We start from the raw sequence: 19,081 nt of genomic DNA on the forward strand, positions 1-19,081 counted from the left end.
ACTTTTATAAATGTCCCGTAGGGTGCGTTAGGGGCGGACTTGCCATGATTTTTTGCGTAGCCAGGGTTGTGATAGCCCGCCCCGTAACGCACCACCGGTTCAAACAGCAAATATGAGATGAACTCATAGTCATGGTAATCGTGGGATAATTGCTTTCCAGGTAGCTGGGTTTGTCCAATAAGCGCTGTGAGCTTGGGGAAAGGGTTGTTTACTGTCCACCAAAACATCCTGAACTTTATTAGGGAATAGAGTAGCACCAATGTAACTAAGGAAATCGCGTAAATCATAAATATTCAACCACTCCGGAAAAAAGTCGGGCAGAGGTTGACCAAATTCTAGGCTATATAAGGCATTAATTTCGTATAAAAAGGGAGCTTGAGAACCCACTGTAATTAGTAATTCTACTTGTTTTATTGGTTGATTAACTAATAAATCAACACAAGCAATCCCTCCTAAACTATGAGCTAATATAACAACTGGTGGTTCAGCGTCTTCTATAGTTTTATTTATAAAATCACGTATTTGCTGACCCCGACTTTGATAAAGTATAATGTCACCAGGTGTAGGAGTATTTGCTTCAGTAATTGCACCCCTTTTACTCCTCACCAAAGCTGTAGCTGGACCCGCCAATAAGGAAAGTGGTTTCTGGAGCCAGTCACCCAATCCCAAGTCTTCCTCCTTACCCAAAGCATCACTGAGTGATTTCACAAGTTGATCACGCAATTCCGGATTAGGAAGTATTATAGGATTCTGACTGTTCTGTTGACAGTCAAACATTGCCTGAGCAATAATTGCTCTTGCGATAGTATCATAACAGTCACTATCGGAATCAGAGACTTGGTTTAATACTTCTTGATAAACAGCACTGCGAGTAACATGGCGTCGTGCCTGATCAAACCCCTCTGCTATACCTACTGCTTGTAATTTTTCTTGCAATTCTCCAGTAGGAGTTAAAGCCAGCAACTGATCATGTAATTGATCACCTGGTTGCTCTCCAAAGGGATTACTATCACCACCAGTCTTAGGTTGTAAAGACAACAATCCCAACTCATAAAGGGGATTGCGATATAACTGCTGCCAAAGAATAATTTCTTGCTCTTCTTCCTCTCCCTGATCCAGAGCTAAACTGGCATCAAACAAGGGTATCGATGCCCCTTTAGCATTGAGCTTACTCCCAAATTGCTCACCCCAACAGCAAGGAACAACGGTAATGTCTGGACGTTGTTTCGTGACAAAACTCTCAACTATCTTAAAAGTTTGCTCATAGGCAGCTTGCCTAACCCCTGTGCCATGGACAAATACGAGAGTTGTCATAGTTGAGAAGATAGTTGATCAATATCTATATATTTTACCCTCAGCGGTCAGCGGTCAGTGGTCAGCCGTCAGCGGTCAGCCGTCAGCAGACTTAACTCAGATTAAAAGAATGCTTACCTTTTTTATTCAAAAGCTGTTCGCGTAGCGTGCGCGTAGCGCTAATCGCTGATAGCTGATAGCTGATAGCTGATAGCTTAAAAAAAAAAATCCGGTCAAGTTTGGTTTAACCCCAATGCTTGACCGAATTCTATTGTGTAAACCTAATTGAGTACAGCTTAGCTGTCATCAAATCCAAACAAAAACTGAATCAAGGAATCCATTCTTATCAAGTTACTCAGTTACTGCTTTCCAGCAAGCACATTCGAACTCTGTTTACATTATACCCCTCCGCAAAATAACTTGCAAAAAATAACCTCCACAATTCTTGGCCGCCAGGGCGGCAAACCCTGTCTTGATGCAGTCGCTCATGGGGGAAACCACGGCAGTCGCTCATGGGGGGAACCCCCAAGACCGCGCTGCCTCCCCAAGACCGCGCTGCATCGCTGGCAAACCCCTATCCTAGTCTAGGTATAAATATCGAATTAAAGTGGTCATAACCTCACCAGGATTTTCCGTAGGCTCGGGAGTGCTCCACTCATCAGGATAGGCGTATTTAAGGCCATAAATGGCATAAATAGTATGCCGAACTTGTTTAGGAGAACCGATCAAGATGTGCTTGACTTTCTTAGGTTTGCGACCTTGATTGTCAGGGTTTTGATTGTCATCGGAGTTGGGGTTAATGTTTTGATTCATGACCAGTTATTAGTGTAAATGGCTTACATTATTAATATATAAATAAATTAATCACTTGTCAAGGGGTTTAGGAAATTTTTTTTATTACGAAATATTAAAATTGTGGAGATTGTAATGAGTGTAATAAATTTGAAAAATATCAGATATAAACCATTTTTATTTTGTTGACATTTTTGATAAAATAAATTATATGATGATCAGTTATGTAGGGTGCGTTAGGGACGGATTTGCCCTGATTTTATCCGTAGTCAGTGTTGGGACATTCCGTCCCGTAACGCACCACTTCCTAGATTTTTTGGAAAGCTTGTAAACTGATGTTTATAGCAGTTTTTAGTCTAATCAGGTAAAGAGGATTGTTTCCCTATTGCCTCTTGCCTCTTGCCTCTTGCCTCTTGCCTCTTGCCTATTGCCTCTTGCCTGCTCCGCTGTATGGGATGATATTAATAGCTTTGTGGAATGGGCATCTTGCCCGTTGCGACTGGGTGCATCTCAATGCATGCTGTTTGAACCTGTGGTGCGTTACGGGACGGACTGTCCCAATACTGGCTACGGATAAAATTACGGCAAACCCGTCCCTAACGCACCCTACTCAACTTTTTTACAAATATGAGATGCACCCGTTCCTACTCTTACAATTATCGGGGAGAAGAATTAGTGGATAGCAGAAAATACGCCCCAGCAACCCAGCGCAACCGGGAACCAATTTTAAACGTACTTTTAGAGATATTACCAGCCACTGGCACAATTTTAGAAATTGCTAGCGGTACCGGAGAACACGCTATCTATTTTGCACAACAGTTAAACCCTCGAAAATGGATTCCTTCCGATATTAATGCTTCCCTCCGTGAAAGTATCATCGCCTGGACTAAAGATTACCCTAGCGACAACCTCCATCAACCCCTTGATATTGATGTCAGTCAGCCAGTTTGGAAGGTAGAAACGGAAATACTATCAGAAATACCAGATATTGTAGCGATGGTGAATATTAATATGATTCACATTTCACCCTGGTCTACGTGTTTAGGATTAATGGCAGGTGCTGGTCGTATCCTTTCATCAGGAGATATTCTCTATTTATACGGTCCCTACAAACAAGGTAATAAACACACTGCACTTTCCAACGCTGATTTTGACTCCTATTTACGAGAACAAAACCCAGAATGGGGAGTACGTAATTTAGAAGATGTTGTAGAGGTTGCCAGTAATCATAATCTCATCCTTGAAAAAACTTATCAAATGCCAGCTAATAATCTTTCGGTAGTATTTAAACATATGTAAGCAGTCAGTGGTCAGTGGTCAGCAATTATTTGCGTCTAAAACGATTCCCCTTGGATATAGTGCTACGCGCAAGTGCAAAAGGCAAAAGGCAAAAGGCAAAAGATAATAAAAATCATCCTAGGGTGGGCAGTGCCTAAGAGGTTGTCTGAGAAGTATTATTTGCTACATCCAAGCCCCCGTTGGTCCCCCAAGCGAGGGATTGCTCGCTTGGGGGACTTTTAGAAGCCAATTGACTCTTCCCCCAAAGTTGGGGGGCTAGGGGGGCAAAATTCAGTATCAAAAAACTTGGGAGATATCCTCTAAGACCAATTTCCAAGGTTACCATCGCTATGATACTTACTGCCCACCCTACATAAACTGAAATAATTGAAAATGGCTATAATAAAATTAAGCATTTAAACCGAATAATTTATGATTACAGTTACACGAGAAGAAATTAAGCAATTTCGGGATCAATTGGCAAATTATCCAGAGGCTTTGGCTGCCCTTAATGAGATAGAAGAAGAGGAAGGAGATTTGGAGTATGCGACTGAAATTATAGCTTCGGAAGCCGGAATAGATAGAATAGATATACAAGAGAGTTGGTTGCCAAATTTAGCCAGGCGGTGTCGCCATATAATTTGTCAAGATGAATTTAGAGACGATCGACTCGCTGGAGTAACTACTGCGTTGGTTGCATCTCTAGCTGCATCTGGTAATTTGCCCCTGGCATTGGCGACTCCAGTAGCTATTTATATAGTTAAGATTGGAGTCAAAAATTTCTGCAATGAAGAGGAAACAATAAACCCTAAATATTATCCATTTGCACAAGAATTAATTCCAGATAATAAAGGTAATATCGAGAAAGTATTAATTGATTTTCAGGACTATGAACGTTTAATTGAAAGCTTTGAAGATGAAGGACTATATCGTGCTATGATGGAAGTTAAAGATGAAACACCATTAAGTTTGGAAGAAGCATTAGCAGAACTCGACAAAGAATGAAAACTGAATATCTTCCAACCTTTCTTAAGGATCTTAAATCTCTGAAAAGCACGCCCGTTTATAGGACGATTAAAAAGTTTACCTTTCAGGAAATTCTATCCTATCAAAATCTTAGGGATATCAAAAACATCAAAAAATTAAAAGGAGAAGAATAATGCCTATCGAATTCGTTTAGGGGATTATAGAATTGGTTTTTTCCTAAAAGGCGATACTATCATATTCTCCCGTGTTCTCCATAGACGAGAATTTTATCGTTATTTTCCTTAAAGCAATAAAAAATTATATATCAATAGATCTAGGGTGGGCAGAATCGTAGGGTGGGCAGTGCGTAATATAAATTTCCAAGCCTGTAGTAGCTTTGATAAGCACTGCCCACCAACAGGTAAATAAAATTAATCGTAGTAAATAAAAATAATCGTAGGGTGGGCAGTGCCTAAGACCAATCTCAAAGCTGGTAGTCGCTTTGATAAGCACTGCCCACCAACAGGTAAATAAAATTAATCGTCAGGTGGGCAGTGCATAAAACCAATTTCCAAGGTTACCATCGCTATGATACTTACTGCCCACCCTACATCAACTACTCCCTACTCCCTACTCCCTACTCCCTACTCCCTTATGATCAAAATTGCTCAGGATCAATATTAATATAGATATCCTTCAACTCAGAATAGACATCCAACGCTTCTGTGCCTGGTTCACGGGTACCATTACCAGATTGCTTGAGTCCACCAAAGGGCATATGGGGTTCACTGCCATAGGTACCGGCATTGACTACAGCTACGCCAGTTTGGACTTTCTCACAAAACCGTACTGCACGGTGAATGTTGCGAGTGTGAATCGAAGCAGTTAAGCCATAGGGGGAATCGTTGGCAAGAGCAAGAGCTTCCTTAAAGTCTTTGACCCGATAGAGACTAGCAATCGGACCAAATAATTCACATTGAGAAATTTCCGCGTGGGGGTCTACATTCTCTAGCAGGGTCGGTGCCATATAGAAACCAGTAGCATGGTCAGAGTCTGTTAAGCGATCGCCTCCCACCAGCACCGTTGCTCCTGCTTGTTGTGCCTGTTTCACTGCTGCAATCATGTTAGTCAACTGTTGCTCATTAATCACTGGACCGAGGTCATCCTGGTCAGTGGGACCTAATTTTAATTCCTTAGTTTTCTCTACTAATTGGTCACGGAATTGATCATAAATGCTATCAAAGACAATGATTCGACTAGCAGAAGCACAACGTTGACCAGCATTACTGAACACTGAGAGTAAGGTCCACTTGACGGCATTGTTCAAATCCGCATCATCACACACCACCAAGGGATTCTTACCCCCCAATTCCAGGGATACCCTGCCAAAGCGCTCCCCAGCTACCCGTTGCACAATTCGTCCTACTTCTGTAGAGCCAGTAAAGCTAACCACAGCCACGTCATTATGAGCAACCAAGGGAGCGCCCGCTTCTTCACCATATCCCTGAATAATATTGAGTACACCAGGGGGTAACCCAGCCTGTTGAGCAATTTGTCCAACTATCCAAGCCGTGGCGGGAGTGTCTTCTGCTACTTTTAATACCGCGCTATTGCCACAAATCAGGGCTGGAAAGACTTTCCAGGCTACATTAGCAATGGGAGTATTGGCCGCAATAATTAATCCAGCAACTCCGAGGGGTTGACGCACAGTCATGGCATATTTATTAACCACACCGCTGGTAGTGGTGCGACCATACAACCGTTGTCCTTCACTAGCGTAGAATAATCCTAATGCGATCGCACCGCCAGTTTCTCCATAAGCTGAACCATAGGACTTACCCGTTTCTGCTGCTACAATCCTGGCAATCTCTTCCTGACGGGCTTTCATACCCAGGACAATCTCGTGTAAAATTTTTCCCCGTTGTACCGGAGGAGTATCAGCCCAAGCCGGTTGAGCCTGTTTAGCTGACCTTACCGCTTGCTCAATATCTGCTGCTCTGGAGCGAGCCACCTGACATAGCACTTGACCATTAGTGGGGTCTAGCTTATCAAACCATTCTCCTGCCACTGCTGTTACTTGTTGACCATCAATCCAGTTCAAGACTTGGCTCGGTAAATAGTCTTGTGCCATTATTTTTTACCCCTTGGAAGTATCTCATGGTGAGTAATGATATACCATTTTTATTTGAGTTGTGAACATCGGATTTATAAGAAAAGGGAGCAGGGAGCAGGGAGCAGGGAGTAGGGAAGAGGGAACAGCGGATCTGGGAGTAGGGAGTAGGGAGTAGGAAAGAGATCCAAAGAGTTTTTGATGTTATGAGAAAGCGATGCAGCGCGGTCTTGGGGAGGCAGCGCGGTCTTGGGGGTTTCCCCCATGAGCGACTGCCGTGGTTCCCCCCACTCGCGCTTTGCATCAAGACACAGCAATATTGTTCATAACCTATTTATATAGGCTATAGTAATTAAGGTAGGTAACTTCGGATTAGGAAACATAAAAAAGTAATAATAGTTGATTACTTCAGTACTTAAATTAAGTTTAATAGCGTTTTTTAGAGCTCTGATATACACAAAAAAAATTCCCTGTTCCCAGATCCGCTGTTCCCTGTTCCCTCTACTCCCTACTCCCTACTCCCTACTCCCTACTCCCTCTATTGAGCTCCTAGAAGATATTGGTCTATCATTGAAGTATTGTAATTAACCAAGTGAGCATGGAGTGGTTTTCTAACCCACCCGAACCAGGGGAAATTGATAGCAAAGGGGGATATATATTGTAGTATAATTACAAACCTGGGATTTTTTCCTGGTCGGCTACCGAAATGGAAACATCGGGATGTATCCGCAAATATCATTGTCCCCGACGCACCAGTTATGGAATAGAAATCTTGGGGATCAATCAAGCGACTGATCCACTCATCCGTTAGTCTTCCCCCTTGATAGGATCGGTATATTTTCTGGGATTCTTGTGCTGGGATTAGGGTCAGAGGACCAGACTCTTCTGTCACATCCTCTACATAAATATATAGCTTGATTTGCCTAACGCCTTCCGGGTCTAAATGAAAAAATTGAGCTCCTCCTTCACAGAGTTTTTTATTGGGCGAGTAGAGTAACTTCACACCATTGATAATTGGTAAAATGCCAATGTATTTTGTTACTATACTTACTAAGGTTCGATCACAAGCTAGTTTTACTAAAGACTCCGTAAGTTTAGACTTATCTGGATGGATACCTCTGAGGTATTCTTCTTTTCCTTCACCTTGTTTGGTAAAAATAGATTGATCAACAGTAGCGATATAGTCCCGACATTCTCCAATCACTTCGCTAACTGGATCAAAAGTTTTGGGAAACCACACTAAAAATCCATCTTTTTTAGAGATACTAGGTAATTTACCTTGACAATTAATAACGCTAATTCCTAAATCTTTGCGAATACTATAAGTAGGAAAGCTGAAAAATTTACTAATCCTTTCGTAAATCTTTCGCTTGCCGTAGGGATAGTTAAAGTGCTTCTGGTTTTCAATAAACAGTTTAGTGATCAAAGGGTGCATCTAAACGTTGTAACTCTATAACTCAGCGATGCAGCGCCGACCTGAGCAGGTTTCTTCCCTCAGGGACTGCATTAAGATAGTGAGATGCACCAGTTTAGTCTACCAAACGGTAAAACCGCCATCAACTCGGAGTTCGATACCTGTGACATAGGCAGAGGCATCGGATGCTAGAAACACCAATGGGCCAAGTAAATCATCAAACTCTGCCATCCGTCCTAGAGGAACGCGATCGCAAAATTTACCTTTGAATTCCTCATCCTGTCCACCCAATACTCCTCCCGGAGAAAGGGCATTAACCCGGACACCAAAGGGTCCCCAGTGGGTAGCAAAGTACCGGGTTAAATTCACCAGTGCTGCCTTCGATGCCCCATAGGCAGGGGGTTTTAAAAAAGGAGGGTCGCACTCCAGATGCTCATAAAACCGGGCATCGGGAGATACGCTCCCATACAAGGAACCGATATTAATGATTGAACCTCGTCTAGCTTCCACCATCGGGCTACCGAAGACTTGGGTCACCTGGAATGCGCCCAAGACATTCACCTCAAACACCTTGCGGCAAATCTCTAGGGGGATCTCGTCCAAGCTATAGGTTTTCACTGGACCAGGAGGTTGGTCAATCCCAGCATTGTTGACAATCACATCAGGAATGCCAATGTCGCTCAGGATGCGATCGCGGATTGCGGTCATGGCAGTGCGATCGCATATATCACCCCGCTCCAAACACAAACGAGTCTTGGGATAATGCCCTTGAAGTAGCTCAAAAGACTTTGGCACCTGAGCCAATGGTAGGTCTATCCCCACAACCGTTGCGCCAGCATCCAGTAATGCCCGACTCCACACTGGTCCAAGTTTACCTAAGACTCCAGTAACAATAGCGATTTTGCCAGAGAGGTCAAAATAATTCACGAAGCCAACAATACCCTACACAGCAACCTGTTCAACATTTTCCACCAACCCAGCCAAGGTAATTGACTCATCCACCCTTAGGGGTTTTGTTAAAACTTTACCAATCACATTGTCCAATTCATAGGGAGGTAAACCATCCCCTGGGGATTTCATTGCGATATCCTCTGCCCTTAAAACATGTCCTACAGGTAAATTATCCGCAGCAACCAGTTTTTTACCCATCTTCAAGTAAGCAGGACGTTCATTTAGGTGTACTTTCTTCACCCCATCCCCAAAAGCTTGGCGAGTGCGTCTGAGGTCTCTTACCATCTTGCGCAACCCTGTCGGTTCTAACGAGAAAGCATGGTCTGTTCCTTTCATCGCCCGGTTCAGGGTAAAGTGTTTCTCAATCACACGAGCCCCAAGAACATAAGCCGCCACTGCCATAGCGATACCGTTGTCATGGCTAGATAGACCAATCACAATATCACCGAACAGTTCCCGATAAGTCTCGATCACCTTCAGCTCAAGTTCTTCAAAGTCCGCTGGATAGCTTGCCGTACATTGCAGGATACACAACTGGGGGTTAATCGGCATAATCGCATCGTAAACCCGTTGCACATCCTCTAAAGTAGCTGCACCGGTGCTAACGATCATCGGCTTCTGGAATTGAGCAACATGTTTAATTAGGGGCAAGCTCTTAAGGTCTCCAGAAGCGATCTTATAGGCTGGCATATCCAACTCACCCAAAAAGTCCGCACTCGGAATATCAAAAGCAGTAGAGAAAAACGTAATCCCTACTTCTTCAGCATACTTTTTCAGTTCCTGATATTCGTAAGCACCAAATTCTAGAAACTCCCGATGCTCACCGTAGGTCAAACCAAAACTATTTTCATGGTCATAAGGTCTGTCGAAAGCAGCTTTCGTGTAAAGGGCACGATTGTCTCGTTTTTGTAGTTTTACAGCATTCGCTCCGCATTCCTTAGCAATCCGGAACATTTCTTTACACTTTTCCAAGCTGCCTTGATGGTTATTCCCAATTTCAGCAATTACAAAGCAATCGCTATCATCATTAATTTCAAAGCCATTAATAGTCAGTCTTCGGGACATTTTACACTCCTACAACCAATAAATTCCTATCGGTTTTTCACCACTGACCAATGGTTTACCATTAATTAGCTAGGATTTCAATACGTATTTATCTTTTTCTCAGCATTTAGCCGTCAGCGGTCAGCCCTCAGCCGTCAGCCGTCAGTTGTGGCACAGGCTTCCAGCCTGTGACCTAACCTATAAGCTGATAGCTGATATAGCACTACGCATTAAAAGGACATTGATAGAAGCAGCAAAAGCTTTTGCCTCTTGCCTTTTGCCTCTTGCCTTTTGCCTTTTGCCTTACCCGTAGCCCTATAACTGATAGCTGACCGCTGACCGCTGATAACTGATAGCTTTCACGATAACGGCTCCACTTGAAATGATCTCGGTCGTAGATATCCTGGACAATGTTGAATTAAGTGATAACTTTTACGTTGGGTAGTCATCGGATCGGTGATACTAATATACCGACTGGTCATGATATTGTGCCAATCCCGAGGGATGAGATTCCAGAAGATCGGTTGGTCTGAATTGTAGTGTTGATCAAACCCGATCCCTTTACGAAACAATGCCCAAAGATACTTTTTCAGTTGCCAGAACCAACCCCCTTTCGCATACTTTGAGTACCGTTCCGCATAAAGGGCTTTATACTGCTTTTGCCTTTCCATCATTTGGGCATATTCTGGAGTATTAGGATCCGAACTCCAATTCCGGTAATGATGAATAGCCATTTTTTTAGTATAAACAATATCATGCCCTGAAAATAAAACTTTCGTGGTCAAATCCGGATCAATCCCATAATCTCGAAATACTTCACAGAATCCACCCACCTGTTTTAATACCGAAGTTCTCAGCACACCTTGGTTAACATTTAATACACCAATTACTGAGACACCACCGATGTAGGGAGCACTCACGAAGGGCCCTTGTTTATCCCTTACTTTCAGGGCTACCATCCCGATCTTCGGCTTTTCCTCAAGTATTTTTACCGCCGTATCCAGACCCTGGTTCACAATTACATTATCATCACTGACCCAACACACATAGGGAGTATCTATAAGTCTGAACACATCATTATAGGCTTTAGCTTGACCAAGCTTTTCTCCCACCAAAATCGGAATCACCTGTGGATTTGAGGATGCGATCGCATTTAAGTACTCAATAGTGCCATCATCAGACCCAGCATCAGTTACATAAATTTTCGTAGGGGTTGATGTTTGTTCAAGAATACTAGTAATACATTGCTTCAGAAGACTCAATCGATTATAGGTACCAACAACAACAGAAAGTTTCATGTTCCTTCACTCCTCACCTTTACTCTTAACAATTAACCTAAGCATATGCGCTACGCGCACGCGTGCGCGTTCAGCTATCAGCATTCAGCGGTCAGTGGTCAGTGGTCAGCATTCAGCGGTCAGCGGTCACTTTTGTGGCACAGGCTTCCAGCCTGTGACCTAACCCATAAGCTGATAGCTGATAGCTGATAGCTGATAGCTGATAGCTGATAGCTGATAGCTGATAGCTGATAGCTGATAGCTGATAACTGATAGCTGATAGCTGATAGCTGATAGCTGATAGCTTGCACAACCCTAACGGACATACAAACAATGGCAGAATAATGGCTGTCCAGACTTGATAGAATTAATTTGATTTTTAATTCCCGCAAATCGGTAACCCAGCTCTACCAAACAGTCATGCACCTCTTCAAATAATGGTTGTTCCTTATACAGAGGAACAAATGACATTTCTACCAGAACACATCGCCCTAGGGAAAATAGCTTTTTCCCTCCCTTTATCACCTTATCTTCAACCCCTTGGACATCAATTTTTATAAAAATATCTCTCTCAAATTTATCAGACTCTAATTCTGACTGTAATAGATCATCCAGGGGGCAAACCTTTACTTTTATTTCACTTTCTCCTGATGTTTGTGGGAATTCCTTCTTACATAGTTCACTTATGCGTAACATCGAAGAAGCTGGCCCGTAAGAATTCTCATAGAAGAACTCTTCTCCTTGATAATCCGACAAAGCCACATTAAAAATTTTTAGATTAGGAATCTTAGCCGCTTTCCCTTCTAAGTCTGATAGATAAGATGGCAATGGTTCAAATACATAGGTCTGTTTAGCATTGAAGTAACAAGCTAAAAATTCCGCAAAATCACCATTATTTGCTCCAATATCAATCACCGTCTTAATCGAATAATTTTCCCGAACCCATCGCCATAGTTCCCTGCCTGGATCCGGACTCGCTTCCACAATTTGTTTGTAGTCTGAAAGCCTTAGCAACTTTAAATTCATTGACGCTAACAGACGATTTACCAACCGACCAATTTCCTGTTTCACCGAAGCCATTTAGTTACTCCTAGACAACTTAATAAACTAAGTTCATAAACTGGTCTGCTGTTCTAGTTTTGTCCTCATAGAACCTAGTTACTCGTCTCCGGAGATCCCGCTTATATCGATGATAATAAATTCCTTCCCATCGCTGCAAGTAAGCCTCTCGGTCATGGTCTAAAACAGCATTGTTAGTCTGGCGAACCCCTTCATTTCGATCATAATAATGTTCAACATAAGCCCCTGGACAATCTACAATCTCATAATTAAGCTGCCACATCTTTAAACAGAGATCACCATCAGCTTTATAAAATATATATCGCTCTTCATCCGCCCAGTCAACTGCTGCTAGGGCTTCTTTTAAGTACATACCATGATTAACAAACAGCTTGCCACCAAGGGTATGTTGTACATAGTACTCTTGATCCTCTGGCCAATTCCGAAAATAGAAAGCTACTCCCCCTAGTTTGCCGCCAGCTTTTTCCACCTCTTCAAACTTATCCAGCCCTAAATTCACCGCATTCGGTAATAGCAGACAATCATCACTGATCATCAAAATATATTTACCTTTAGCTGATTTAAAGCCAAGATTCATAAAATACCCCCAACTGCGACGCTTGAGTGGCTTTCCTTGGAATTCCCCTCGGTTATGTTGGATGATAGTAATAATATCTTTCTGCTGAATTAGCCATTCTAAAGAGCCATCCGTTGACCCCCCGTCAATCACAATGATTTCATAGGGAACGCGAATCTGATTATCTCGAACACTTTGAATCGCTTTTTCCAGTAAAAGTCTACGGTTATAACTCCCAATCACCACCGAGACCATGCACGTTTTATCAGAGCTAATTACCGGTTTAGGGAAAGACTTTAATATCTTCAAATGACTCAATTGTCCTGGATTAGCTAGTCCTGGATTAGCTAGTTGGGAAGGATACTGAGTCAATGAGCTGTGATAAAACTTTTTGACTTGACGAAAAGGCTTAGCCAGAATTCTGATATAGTTCATAATACACTCCTGAACACACCTGTATACAGCCATCACCATTAAGCGATTTAGCTTAACCTGATGTGGCCGTTATAGTGGCACCCTCGGGGATAATGATATCAAAATATCCCATTGTTTATGTTATAATAGTAAACCCCTATGGATAGATAAATCTAAAAATTTTTAGTGCGTAGGGTGCGTAGGGTGCGTTAGGGGCGCGCCTTGTCATCATATTTAAACGTCGTAGCCAGTAGCCCCGTAACGCACCACCGAAGGGCTTGCTCCGCTCGAAAATATTGATAACGGGCAAGATGCCCGTGCCACCAACATCCCCGTGCCACCAACATGCCCGTGCCACCAACATCCCCGTTCCACCAACATCCCCGTTCCAGCGAGATGCCCGTTCCACGGCCAGATAACCGTGCCACCAACATCCCCGTTCCAGCAAGATGCCCGTTCCACCAATCTAGACGCGATCAATTCCCAACCGTTCCGCTGGATAGATAAAAGGAGAACCAGACAAGATTCCATCACAGATAATATCCAAACCCGGATCTGCACCAGGAAGTAACTGCTCTAGGCTAGTAATATTCAGCTTCACGTAAGGATTTTCCGATAGGGGTTCCGTAAATTGTAGGGGAATCATTCGTCTGAAAAAGAAATGGTAAGCGTACATCCTGGCTCGTTTAAGGGAATTAGAATCCAACCGTTCACCAAGGGGTAGCTTATCCAAGCACTGGAAATACTCCTGTGCTGTAGAGGGATCGATCGTGATTCCTTTATCTCGGATCCAAGCTTCACCACCAACGATCACCGGAATCCCTACACTGGTCAACTCAACTCCAGTTTTTGTCCCATAAATAATCACCGAGTCGCACTCCATCATCGCTGCGTAGGTACTCACAGGACTTTCTGGAGGAATGATGAAAATATTTTTAGGCAATTGAGACCAGACCTTCTTGATTTCTGGCAACAAGGGTTGGCGAGAAGGCAACGTTCCCCGAATCTCTGCCGGATGAATCCGAATCAGCAGTTGTAACTCAGGACGTTTAGCAAAATACTCAATCGTTTGGAGTACCCACGTCAGCATATTGGGAAAAGCATTAGCCCGATAGTGCAACTGGGCATCCCACATTACATTAGTGAGCATTCCAATCACTGGCTGGTTCAGGTCAAGCCCCATCTCCTCAGCATTGCGGCTAAATTCTTCATCAGGTTTTTCATGAAACCAAATCCAGTCCCTAGTGCCCTGCCATCGACTTTTCAAATACTGTAGAATATCATCTGTCATTGCCTCAGTCCAAGGCACGGTTTCCCAGGCATGGAGAGGCTCACTGAGCATAGTGTGATGATAAGTGTCTCCGTGGCTAAAAATAAAGCAACGCTTGCGGTAGGCAAGAGTCCAGTTAACCACGCGCACTTGGCGTGAGCGACACACTTCACCAATGATGCCATGAGGTAAGTAGATGCCATGATTGAAGCAAGCAGCCTTAAAATTATACTTAGACAGTAGCTTACTGATAGCATACGCAGTCAGCAAAGCCCCTTCAAAATATCGACGCACCACGATTTCACTGTTGGGTTCGTTATCTAGATTCCCACTGGTAAAATAGCGCAACGCCCCAGCATAGGCATGTTCACCGATATTCCAGTTGCCCAAGCAATAGTTTTCAATATCTGATAGGGGCACATGGGCTGCAATTTGTTTGGCCTCTTGCCTGTCGAGCCCAGTGAGCAGTTCACTCAATACATGGTTGGTCAAATGCAACGGTTGATATAGATAACCACCGGTTGCGAAACACTTTTGGCATTTGATCGTTTCTAGATCATAGTTTTCAATCGTTTCTTGAGGTGTATCCAGTTTTTGAAGATTGAGGCAGGCAGGCAGAGAATGGTCACACAGGAGAGTATGAACCTCTGCTCCTCTGAGGGTAAGGGCTACTGCTAGTAGACTTTCTGGTAGTGACAGTGGCGCTAACCCCCCTACGGTAGTTGCTATTAGCACCTGAGGTCCGAAGTGAGACCGTTGCTTGGCTTCTCTCCAGAGGGAGGGGTTAGTTTCGATAATAGCTCGCCAATCTAACAAGTTACTTTGCCCTAGTCGCCAAGAAAGCAAGGGACTTGGCTCTAGTTCGTCAGCACTAGTCAGAGACATATAATCAAGTCAGAACTTACTTCTCAAGGGATTATACCAAGTTCTTACTCGACAAATTTCCCTAAACTATGATAATAATATACAGACCGAAACAGGACGGTTGTGCGATTGGCCTCAGCGAACGCTAAAAGCGATTAGCCCAAAGGGCTACGCTACGCGATTGGCCTCAGCGAACGCTAAAAGCGATTAGCCCAAAGGGCTACGCTACGCGATTGGCCGTAGGCCACGCTACGCGAACGCGCCGTAACTAAGAGTGCGGGGTGGAAATGCGACAGGGCGAAGAAATTCGCGCTGATATGTTATGGGAACTCCCACAAGCCAAAACCCCGCGTTTTTAAACCACCGGATGTAGGCTCGCTGCGCGCTTTTAGCCTAGACACAATTTTGTCAAAAAGGATTGACAATACCTCGCGTAGAGTATTATTTAGATATGGGTACAGGCTGAGAAACCGAGGCGCAACCGGGAGAGAAACCCGCCACTGCTTGACCTAAAAGAAGTAATGCCCGGAGGGCAGGGAAAATCCTCCTTTCTTGATGCAGTCGCTCATGGGGGAAACCCCCAAGACCGCGCTGCATCGCTAAAAACCCAACCATCAACTAACAATTGGTGTGTGAACCCAGCAAAAACACTTTGAGAAAACAACGGTACGGCGGGGCACGCCGAAACCAGGTGAAACAGGGAAGCAACTAACTATATAAGACACTTCTCAAAAAGTAACTAAACGCCTAAGGAGACTAGCCCGCTGGGTCTTTCGTGAACTGAACTAAAATCTTAGTCTTGACGGGATTTCGGTTTAGATATTGCCATTTGGACACGGAGGTTTAAGGCCGGTCGTAGATCTAGGAATCCCCGTCACAAAGCGAGCGGGGAGTGTCAAGGTTCTAGGAATGCGCATCTACGAACCAGTGGGGAGGCTAACTTGAATCCCTATATATTCGGTTCTATATACTCATATTCGGTTCTATATCTTCGGTGTATAAATTATGACCTTATCCCTCAAGGCTAACACCGCACGGTCGCAATTTCAGCGCTATTGGGAGTTGCTGTCTATATTAACAGAGCGAAATCTGAAGGGACGTTATCGAGGATCGCTTCTGGGAGTATATTGGTCTTTGTTAAATCCTTTGATTATGACAGGACTATATACAGCAATTTTTGGTGCTACCTTTGCCTCCTATTATGACAACTCAACCATTAACTATATTCTGGCAGCTTTTACTGGGTTGCTTGTGACTAACTTTTTCTCCGCTTCAACCAACCAAGCATTAGTCAGTGTAGTTGGCAATGGTGCCCTGTTGAATAAAGTTCGCTTACCAATCAGTGTCTTTCCAGTTTCAACCATTGCTGCTAACGTGTTTCAGTTAGCTGTTGGCAGCTTTCCTCTCCTAGCTATTGTCACGTTGCTTACTTCAAAAAGTGTAGTCAATTTGCTAGCGTTGAGTCTTCCGTTAATCGCCTTAATTTTGGTTAGTATCGGTATCGGTTTTCTCGTCAGTGTTCTCTATGTTTTCTTTAGGGATTTACCCTATTTCTATGAATTAGTATGCTTTGTGCTCTGGATTAGTTCTCCAGTCTTTTATCCAGCAGCAATTGTTCCAGAGGCGGTTAGACCTTTTTTGTTCTTAAATCCCTTATTGCCGATTATTGAAAGCATTCGACAGATTTCTTTGTCAGGAGGTTTGCCAGATGTAGGGTTAATTGGACACTCATGCCTAAGTGCCATAGTAATTGTATCCTTAGGCTGGACTTGCTTTCGAATTTGGCAGCCGCACTTCATGGATTTGTTATAGATGACAGAAGAAGTTATTAGACTCGATCGGGTTTCATTGTGGCGAAGAACCCAAGAAGAGTTTTCCTATGACCTCAAGAAAACAATTCTATCGTTTTTGGAGGGAAAATACCGCAAACCTTCCAGGAATTTAGTCCTTGATGACATTCATCTAGCTGTAAAGGCTGGGGAAAAAATCGGCATCATTGGACCAAATGGTTCAGGAAAATCAACCCTGCTTAAAGTTATCTGTGGAATCTTACAGCCCACAAGGGGTCAGGTATGGATCAGAGGTGAAATCGCTCCTCTGATTGAGCTAGGAGCTGGATTCGATCCAGAACTTTCGGTACTGGATAACATCAAACTTTATGGGGTGATGCTAGGTTTCTCTAAACAAGAGATGAAACGCAGAACCCCATCGATTTTGGAGTTTGCTGAGCTAGAAGACTACAAGTTAATGCCAGTCAAGGGATTATCCTCAGGGATGTCAGCGCGCCTAGGTTTTGCCATTGCCACTGATGTACAGCCAGATATCTTAATTTTGGATGAAGTGTTATCCGTAGGGGATCAAAGTTTTAGAATTAAGTGCCAGCGACGCATGGAAAGATTTTGGGAGGCTCATGCCACTGTTTTAGTGGTCTCCCATGATTTATCCTTTGTGCGCCATACGTGCAAGCGGGTGATTTGGTTAGACAAAGGCAGGATAAAGTTAGCGGGAGAAAGCAATGAGGTAGTCGATTCCTACTTGAATAGTGTCAAGGAAGTGGTTTAACCTTAAAAAAAGTTAAAACTTTTAAACAAACCTTAAAAGCTCAAGGTAAATGAAAGATGGTAATCTTCCAAGTTGGAATATAGTTAAACCCTATAGTTAAACCTATTAAACCAGTATTATCACCCTAATAGTGATAATTTTGAGGAGGAGCATGTGAGGATTTCAATTATCACTGTATGTAAAAATGCTGAGCGATTTATAGAGCGAGCGATCAAGAGTGTCGTCTCTCAGACCTATGAGGATATAGAGTACATTATTATTGATGGCAACTCCCAAGACAAAACTAAGGAGATTGCTCATAAATATAGTGATCAGATTAGCCGATTTATTAGCGAACCTGATGGCGGTATCTATGAAGCCATGAATAAGGGAATTAGGTACTCCTCTGGTGAGTTTATTGGTTTTATTAATTCAGATGACTATTATCTTGATGATAAAGTTATCCAAGATACCGTTAACTTCCTGTTGGCAAATCCCTCCTGTGATTTTGTGTATGGAGACCTAGAGGTTAGAGAGCAATCTGGGTCTACCATTGTTGTCAAGCCTCCCATGCCTGAAGAGGTAGCTGATGAACTGATCTGTGGATGTTTGCCTCACCAAGCCAGCTTTTCGAGAGCTAACTTGTTTTTCTCTAAGATAGGGCTTTTCAATGAACGCTATAGAATATCATCGGATTATGAATGGTTTCTGAGGCTAATCCAGAATGAAACGGTGAAATTGTGTTACTATCCTCGGACAATGACATCCTATTATGCAGGAGGAATTTCTAGTCAGTTAAGACTATCCCTACCTGAATCCTATAGTATTCAGAACCAATGCCCAATGTATCAAGATTCCTACTGGTTGAACAGAAGAATCCTCAAATATCAGGAATTCGTCATTAACCTGAGAGAATGGCTTCAAAATGCCGAAGACGGTAGAAATACACTAAATCTTAACTATACAGCCCTTGAAAACAAATATCAGGCCGTTGAAACGGAATACAATGCCCTGAAGCTTGAATTAGAGCAAGCCCGGGCGAAAATTGCTGAAATTGCGAAAATTGTTGAGATGGAAACCGGGATGAATCAGAATGGACAAAGTTCTAATCTAAAACTAAACTTTCCAAATTTGGAACAAGTCTGATTAGGAGAATAGGTTAGACTAACAGGTTATAAAGACTATAGGGTACCTAAATGAATTGTGATAATTTTTGTTCCCTACTCCCTAC

General features: G+C 43.1%; 22 protein-coding genes. 9 read left to right on the plus strand and 13 right to left on the minus strand.

The features are described from left to right. Window positions 1-129: 129 nt before the first annotated feature. A complete protein-coding gene (locus tag BJP34_RS26800; RefSeq protein WP_070394976.1) occupies window positions 130-1,314 on the minus strand; it encodes a hypothetical protein in 1,185 nt (394 codons plus the stop codon). 558 nt (window positions 1,315-1,872) lie between these two features. After that, window positions 1,873-2,106 carry a hypothetical protein gene (locus BJP34_RS26805; RefSeq protein WP_008181918.1) on the minus strand — a complete coding sequence of 78 codons (234 nt, stop codon included), beginning with the start codon at window positions 2,104-2,106 and terminating at the stop codon, window positions 1,873-1,875. A 364-nt stretch (window positions 2,107-2,470) separates the two neighbouring features. Between BJP34_RS26805 and BJP34_RS41035 the strand changes: the two genes are divergently transcribed. The 5 genes from BJP34_RS41035 to BJP34_RS49555 all read left to right on the plus strand — a co-directional run bounded on the left by BJP34_RS41035 (window position 2,471) and on the right by BJP34_RS49555 (window position 5,018). Then, the gene (locus BJP34_RS41035; protein ID WP_149031206.1) at window positions 2,471-2,662 is read left to right on the plus strand and encodes a hypothetical protein; all 192 of its coding nucleotides are present in this window, start codon (window positions 2,471-2,473) and stop codon (window positions 2,660-2,662) included. 50 nt (window positions 2,663-2,712) lie between these two features. After that, complete coding sequence (locus BJP34_RS26810; RefSeq protein WP_070394977.1) at window positions 2,713-3,384, plus strand: DUF938 domain-containing protein; 672 nt, start codon at window positions 2,713-2,715, stop codon at window positions 3,382-3,384. 411 nt (window positions 3,385-3,795) lie between these two features. Continuing rightward, entirely contained in the window at window positions 3,796-4,368 is a 573-nt protein-coding gene (locus BJP34_RS47865) for a hypothetical protein (RefSeq protein ID WP_229424042.1), read from the plus strand. Window positions 4,369-4,554: 186 nt separating this feature from the next. Further along, window positions 4,555-4,635 (plus strand): hypothetical protein, encoded by an 81-nt coding sequence (locus BJP34_RS50120; RefSeq protein WP_324611095.1) that lies wholly within the window; start codon window positions 4,555-4,557, stop codon window positions 4,633-4,635. 248 nt (window positions 4,636-4,883) lie between these two features. Next, window positions 4,884-5,018, plus strand: a complete 135-nt coding sequence (locus BJP34_RS49555; protein ID WP_267876394.1) for a hypothetical protein — start codon at window positions 4,884-4,886, stop codon at window positions 5,016-5,018. On the opposite strand, the gene BJP34_RS26830 is transcribed toward BJP34_RS49555, so the two are convergent. Both BJP34_RS26830 and BJP34_RS46110 read right to left on the minus strand, forming a co-directional pair. Further along, window positions 4,988-6,460, minus strand: a complete 1,473-nt coding sequence (locus tag BJP34_RS26830; protein ID WP_070394979.1) for an aldehyde dehydrogenase family protein — start codon at window positions 6,458-6,460, stop codon at window positions 4,988-4,990. The two genes, BJP34_RS49555 and BJP34_RS26830, sit on opposite strands and share 31 nt — an antisense overlap. Further along, window positions 6,417-6,743: a hypothetical protein gene (locus BJP34_RS46110; protein ID WP_193431284.1), complete on the minus strand. Its 327-nt coding sequence runs from the start codon at window positions 6,741-6,743 to the stop codon at window positions 6,417-6,419. Before BJP34_RS46110 ends, BJP34_RS26830 begins: the two co-directional genes overlap by 44 nt. Before the next feature lie 95 nt (window positions 6,744-6,838). On the opposite strand from BJP34_RS46110, the gene BJP34_RS41045 reads away from it, so the two are divergent. Further along, on the plus strand, window positions 6,839-7,027 hold the full coding sequence (locus tag BJP34_RS41045; RefSeq protein WP_149031207.1) for a hypothetical protein: 189 nt from the start codon (window positions 6,839-6,841) through the stop codon (window positions 7,025-7,027). On the opposite strand, the gene BJP34_RS26835 is transcribed toward BJP34_RS41045, so the two are convergent. From BJP34_RS26835 to BJP34_RS44600, 9 genes are all read right to left on the minus strand, one after another. Further along, window positions 6,978-7,865 carry a hypothetical protein gene (locus BJP34_RS26835; RefSeq protein WP_158517496.1) on the minus strand — a complete coding sequence of 296 codons (888 nt, stop codon included), beginning with the start codon at window positions 7,863-7,865 and terminating at the stop codon, window positions 6,978-6,980. The genes BJP34_RS41045 and BJP34_RS26835 overlap by 50 nt on opposite strands. A gap of 108 nt (window positions 7,866-7,973) precedes the next feature. After that, the gene (locus BJP34_RS26840; protein WP_070394981.1) at window positions 7,974-8,780 is read right to left on the minus strand and encodes an SDR family oxidoreductase; all 807 of its coding nucleotides are present in this window, start codon (window positions 8,778-8,780) and stop codon (window positions 7,974-7,976) included. A 15-nt stretch (window positions 8,781-8,795) separates the two neighbouring features. Continuing rightward, window positions 8,796-9,869, minus strand: coding sequence for an N-acetylneuraminate synthase family protein (locus BJP34_RS26845; protein WP_070394982.1), 1,074 nt, complete (start codon window positions 9,867-9,869; stop codon window positions 8,796-8,798). A 338-nt stretch (window positions 9,870-10,207) separates the two neighbouring features. Next, window positions 10,208-11,146, minus strand: a complete 939-nt coding sequence (locus BJP34_RS26850) for a glycosyltransferase family 2 protein (RefSeq protein ID WP_070394983.1) — start codon at window positions 11,144-11,146, stop codon at window positions 10,208-10,210. A 294-nt stretch (window positions 11,147-11,440) separates the two neighbouring features. Then, complete coding sequence (locus BJP34_RS26860) at window positions 11,441-12,205, minus strand: FkbM family methyltransferase (protein ID WP_070394985.1); 765 nt, start codon at window positions 12,203-12,205, stop codon at window positions 11,441-11,443. Between the two features lie 19 nt (window positions 12,206-12,224). Beyond that, the gene (locus BJP34_RS26865) at window positions 12,225-13,196 is read right to left on the minus strand and encodes a glycosyltransferase (protein WP_070394986.1); all 972 of its coding nucleotides are present in this window, start codon (window positions 13,194-13,196) and stop codon (window positions 12,225-12,227) included. A gap of 136 nt (window positions 13,197-13,332) precedes the next feature. Further along, window positions 13,333-13,623, minus strand: coding sequence for a hypothetical protein (locus BJP34_RS41050; RefSeq protein ID WP_149031208.1), 291 nt, complete (start codon window positions 13,621-13,623; stop codon window positions 13,333-13,335). Window positions 13,624-13,641: 18 nt separating this feature from the next. Next, on the minus strand, window positions 13,642-15,330 hold the full coding sequence (locus BJP34_RS26870) for a capsule biosynthesis protein (RefSeq protein WP_070394987.1): 1,689 nt from the start codon (window positions 15,328-15,330) through the stop codon (window positions 13,642-13,644). Window positions 15,331-15,750: 420 nt separating this feature from the next. After that, entirely contained in the window at window positions 15,751-15,906 is a 156-nt protein-coding gene (locus BJP34_RS44600; RefSeq protein WP_158517497.1) for a hypothetical protein, read from the minus strand. Window positions 15,907-16,314: 408 nt separating this feature from the next. On the opposite strand from BJP34_RS44600, the gene BJP34_RS26875 reads away from it, so the two are divergent. The 3 genes from BJP34_RS26875 (at window position 16,315) to BJP34_RS26885 (ending at window position 18,996) form a co-directional block, all read left to right on the plus strand. Next, complete coding sequence (locus tag BJP34_RS26875) at window positions 16,315-17,121, plus strand: ABC transporter permease (RefSeq protein WP_070394988.1); 807 nt, start codon at window positions 16,315-16,317, stop codon at window positions 17,119-17,121. Continuing rightward, the gene (locus BJP34_RS26880; protein WP_070394989.1) at window positions 17,122-17,871 is read left to right on the plus strand and encodes an ABC transporter ATP-binding protein; all 750 of its coding nucleotides are present in this window, start codon (window positions 17,122-17,124) and stop codon (window positions 17,869-17,871) included. A 153-nt stretch (window positions 17,872-18,024) separates the two neighbouring features. Continuing rightward, window positions 18,025-18,996 carry a glycosyltransferase family 2 protein gene (locus BJP34_RS26885; RefSeq protein ID WP_070394990.1) on the plus strand — a complete coding sequence of 324 codons (972 nt, stop codon included), beginning with the start codon at window positions 18,025-18,027 and terminating at the stop codon, window positions 18,994-18,996. Window positions 18,997-19,081: the final 85 nt, after the last annotated feature.

The organism is Moorena producens PAL-8-15-08-1, from assembly GCF_001767235.1.
Lineage (GTDB): Bacteria > Cyanobacteriota > Cyanobacteriia > Cyanobacteriales > Coleofasciculaceae > Moorena > Moorena producens_A.

Bases quoted from the DNA above. Each gene is read 5' to 3' on its own strand.
- BJP34_RS26810 (WP_070394977.1), top strand. From the start codon at position 2,713: ATGAGATGCACCCGTTCCTACTCTTACAATTATCGGGGAGAAGAATTA.
- BJP34_RS26830 (WP_070394979.1), bottom strand. From the start codon at position 6,460: ATGGCACAAGACTATTTACCGAGCCAAGTCTTGAACTGGATTGATGGT.
- BJP34_RS26805 (WP_008181918.1), bottom strand. From the start codon at position 2,106: ATGAATCAAAACATTAACCCCAACTCCGATGACAATCAAAACCCTGAC.
- BJP34_RS26870 (WP_070394987.1), bottom strand. From the start codon at position 15,330: ATGTCTCTGACTAGTGCTGACGAACTAGAGCCAAGTCCCTTGCTTTCT.
- BJP34_RS44600 (WP_158517497.1), bottom strand. From the start codon at position 15,906: ATGCAGCGCGGTCTTGGGGGTTTCCCCCATGAGCGACTGCATCAAGAA.
- BJP34_RS26875 (WP_070394988.1), top strand. From the start codon at position 16,315: ATGACCTTATCCCTCAAGGCTAACACCGCACGGTCGCAATTTCAGCGC.
- BJP34_RS46110 (WP_193431284.1), bottom strand. From the start codon at position 6,743: ATGCAAAGCGCGAGTGGGGGGAACCACGGCAGTCGCTCATGGGGGAAA.
- BJP34_RS47865 (WP_229424042.1), top strand. From the start codon at position 3,796: ATGATTACAGTTACACGAGAAGAAATTAAGCAATTTCGGGATCAATTG.
- BJP34_RS26865 (WP_070394986.1), bottom strand. From the start codon at position 13,196: ATGAACTATATCAGAATTCTGGCTAAGCCTTTTCGTCAAGTCAAAAAG.
- BJP34_RS26845 (WP_070394982.1), bottom strand. From the start codon at position 9,869: ATGTCCCGAAGACTGACTATTAATGGCTTTGAAATTAATGATGATAGC.
- BJP34_RS26860 (WP_070394985.1), bottom strand. From the start codon at position 12,205: ATGGCTTCGGTGAAACAGGAAATTGGTCGGTTGGTAAATCGTCTGTTA.
- BJP34_RS26850 (WP_070394983.1), bottom strand. From the start codon at position 11,146: ATGAAACTTTCTGTTGTTGTTGGTACCTATAATCGATTGAGTCTTCTG.
- BJP34_RS26880 (WP_070394989.1), top strand. From the start codon at position 17,122: ATGACAGAAGAAGTTATTAGACTCGATCGGGTTTCATTGTGGCGAAGA.
- BJP34_RS26800 (WP_070394976.1), bottom strand. From the start codon at position 1,314: ATGACAACTCTCGTATTTGTCCATGGCACAGGGGTTAGGCAAGCTGCC.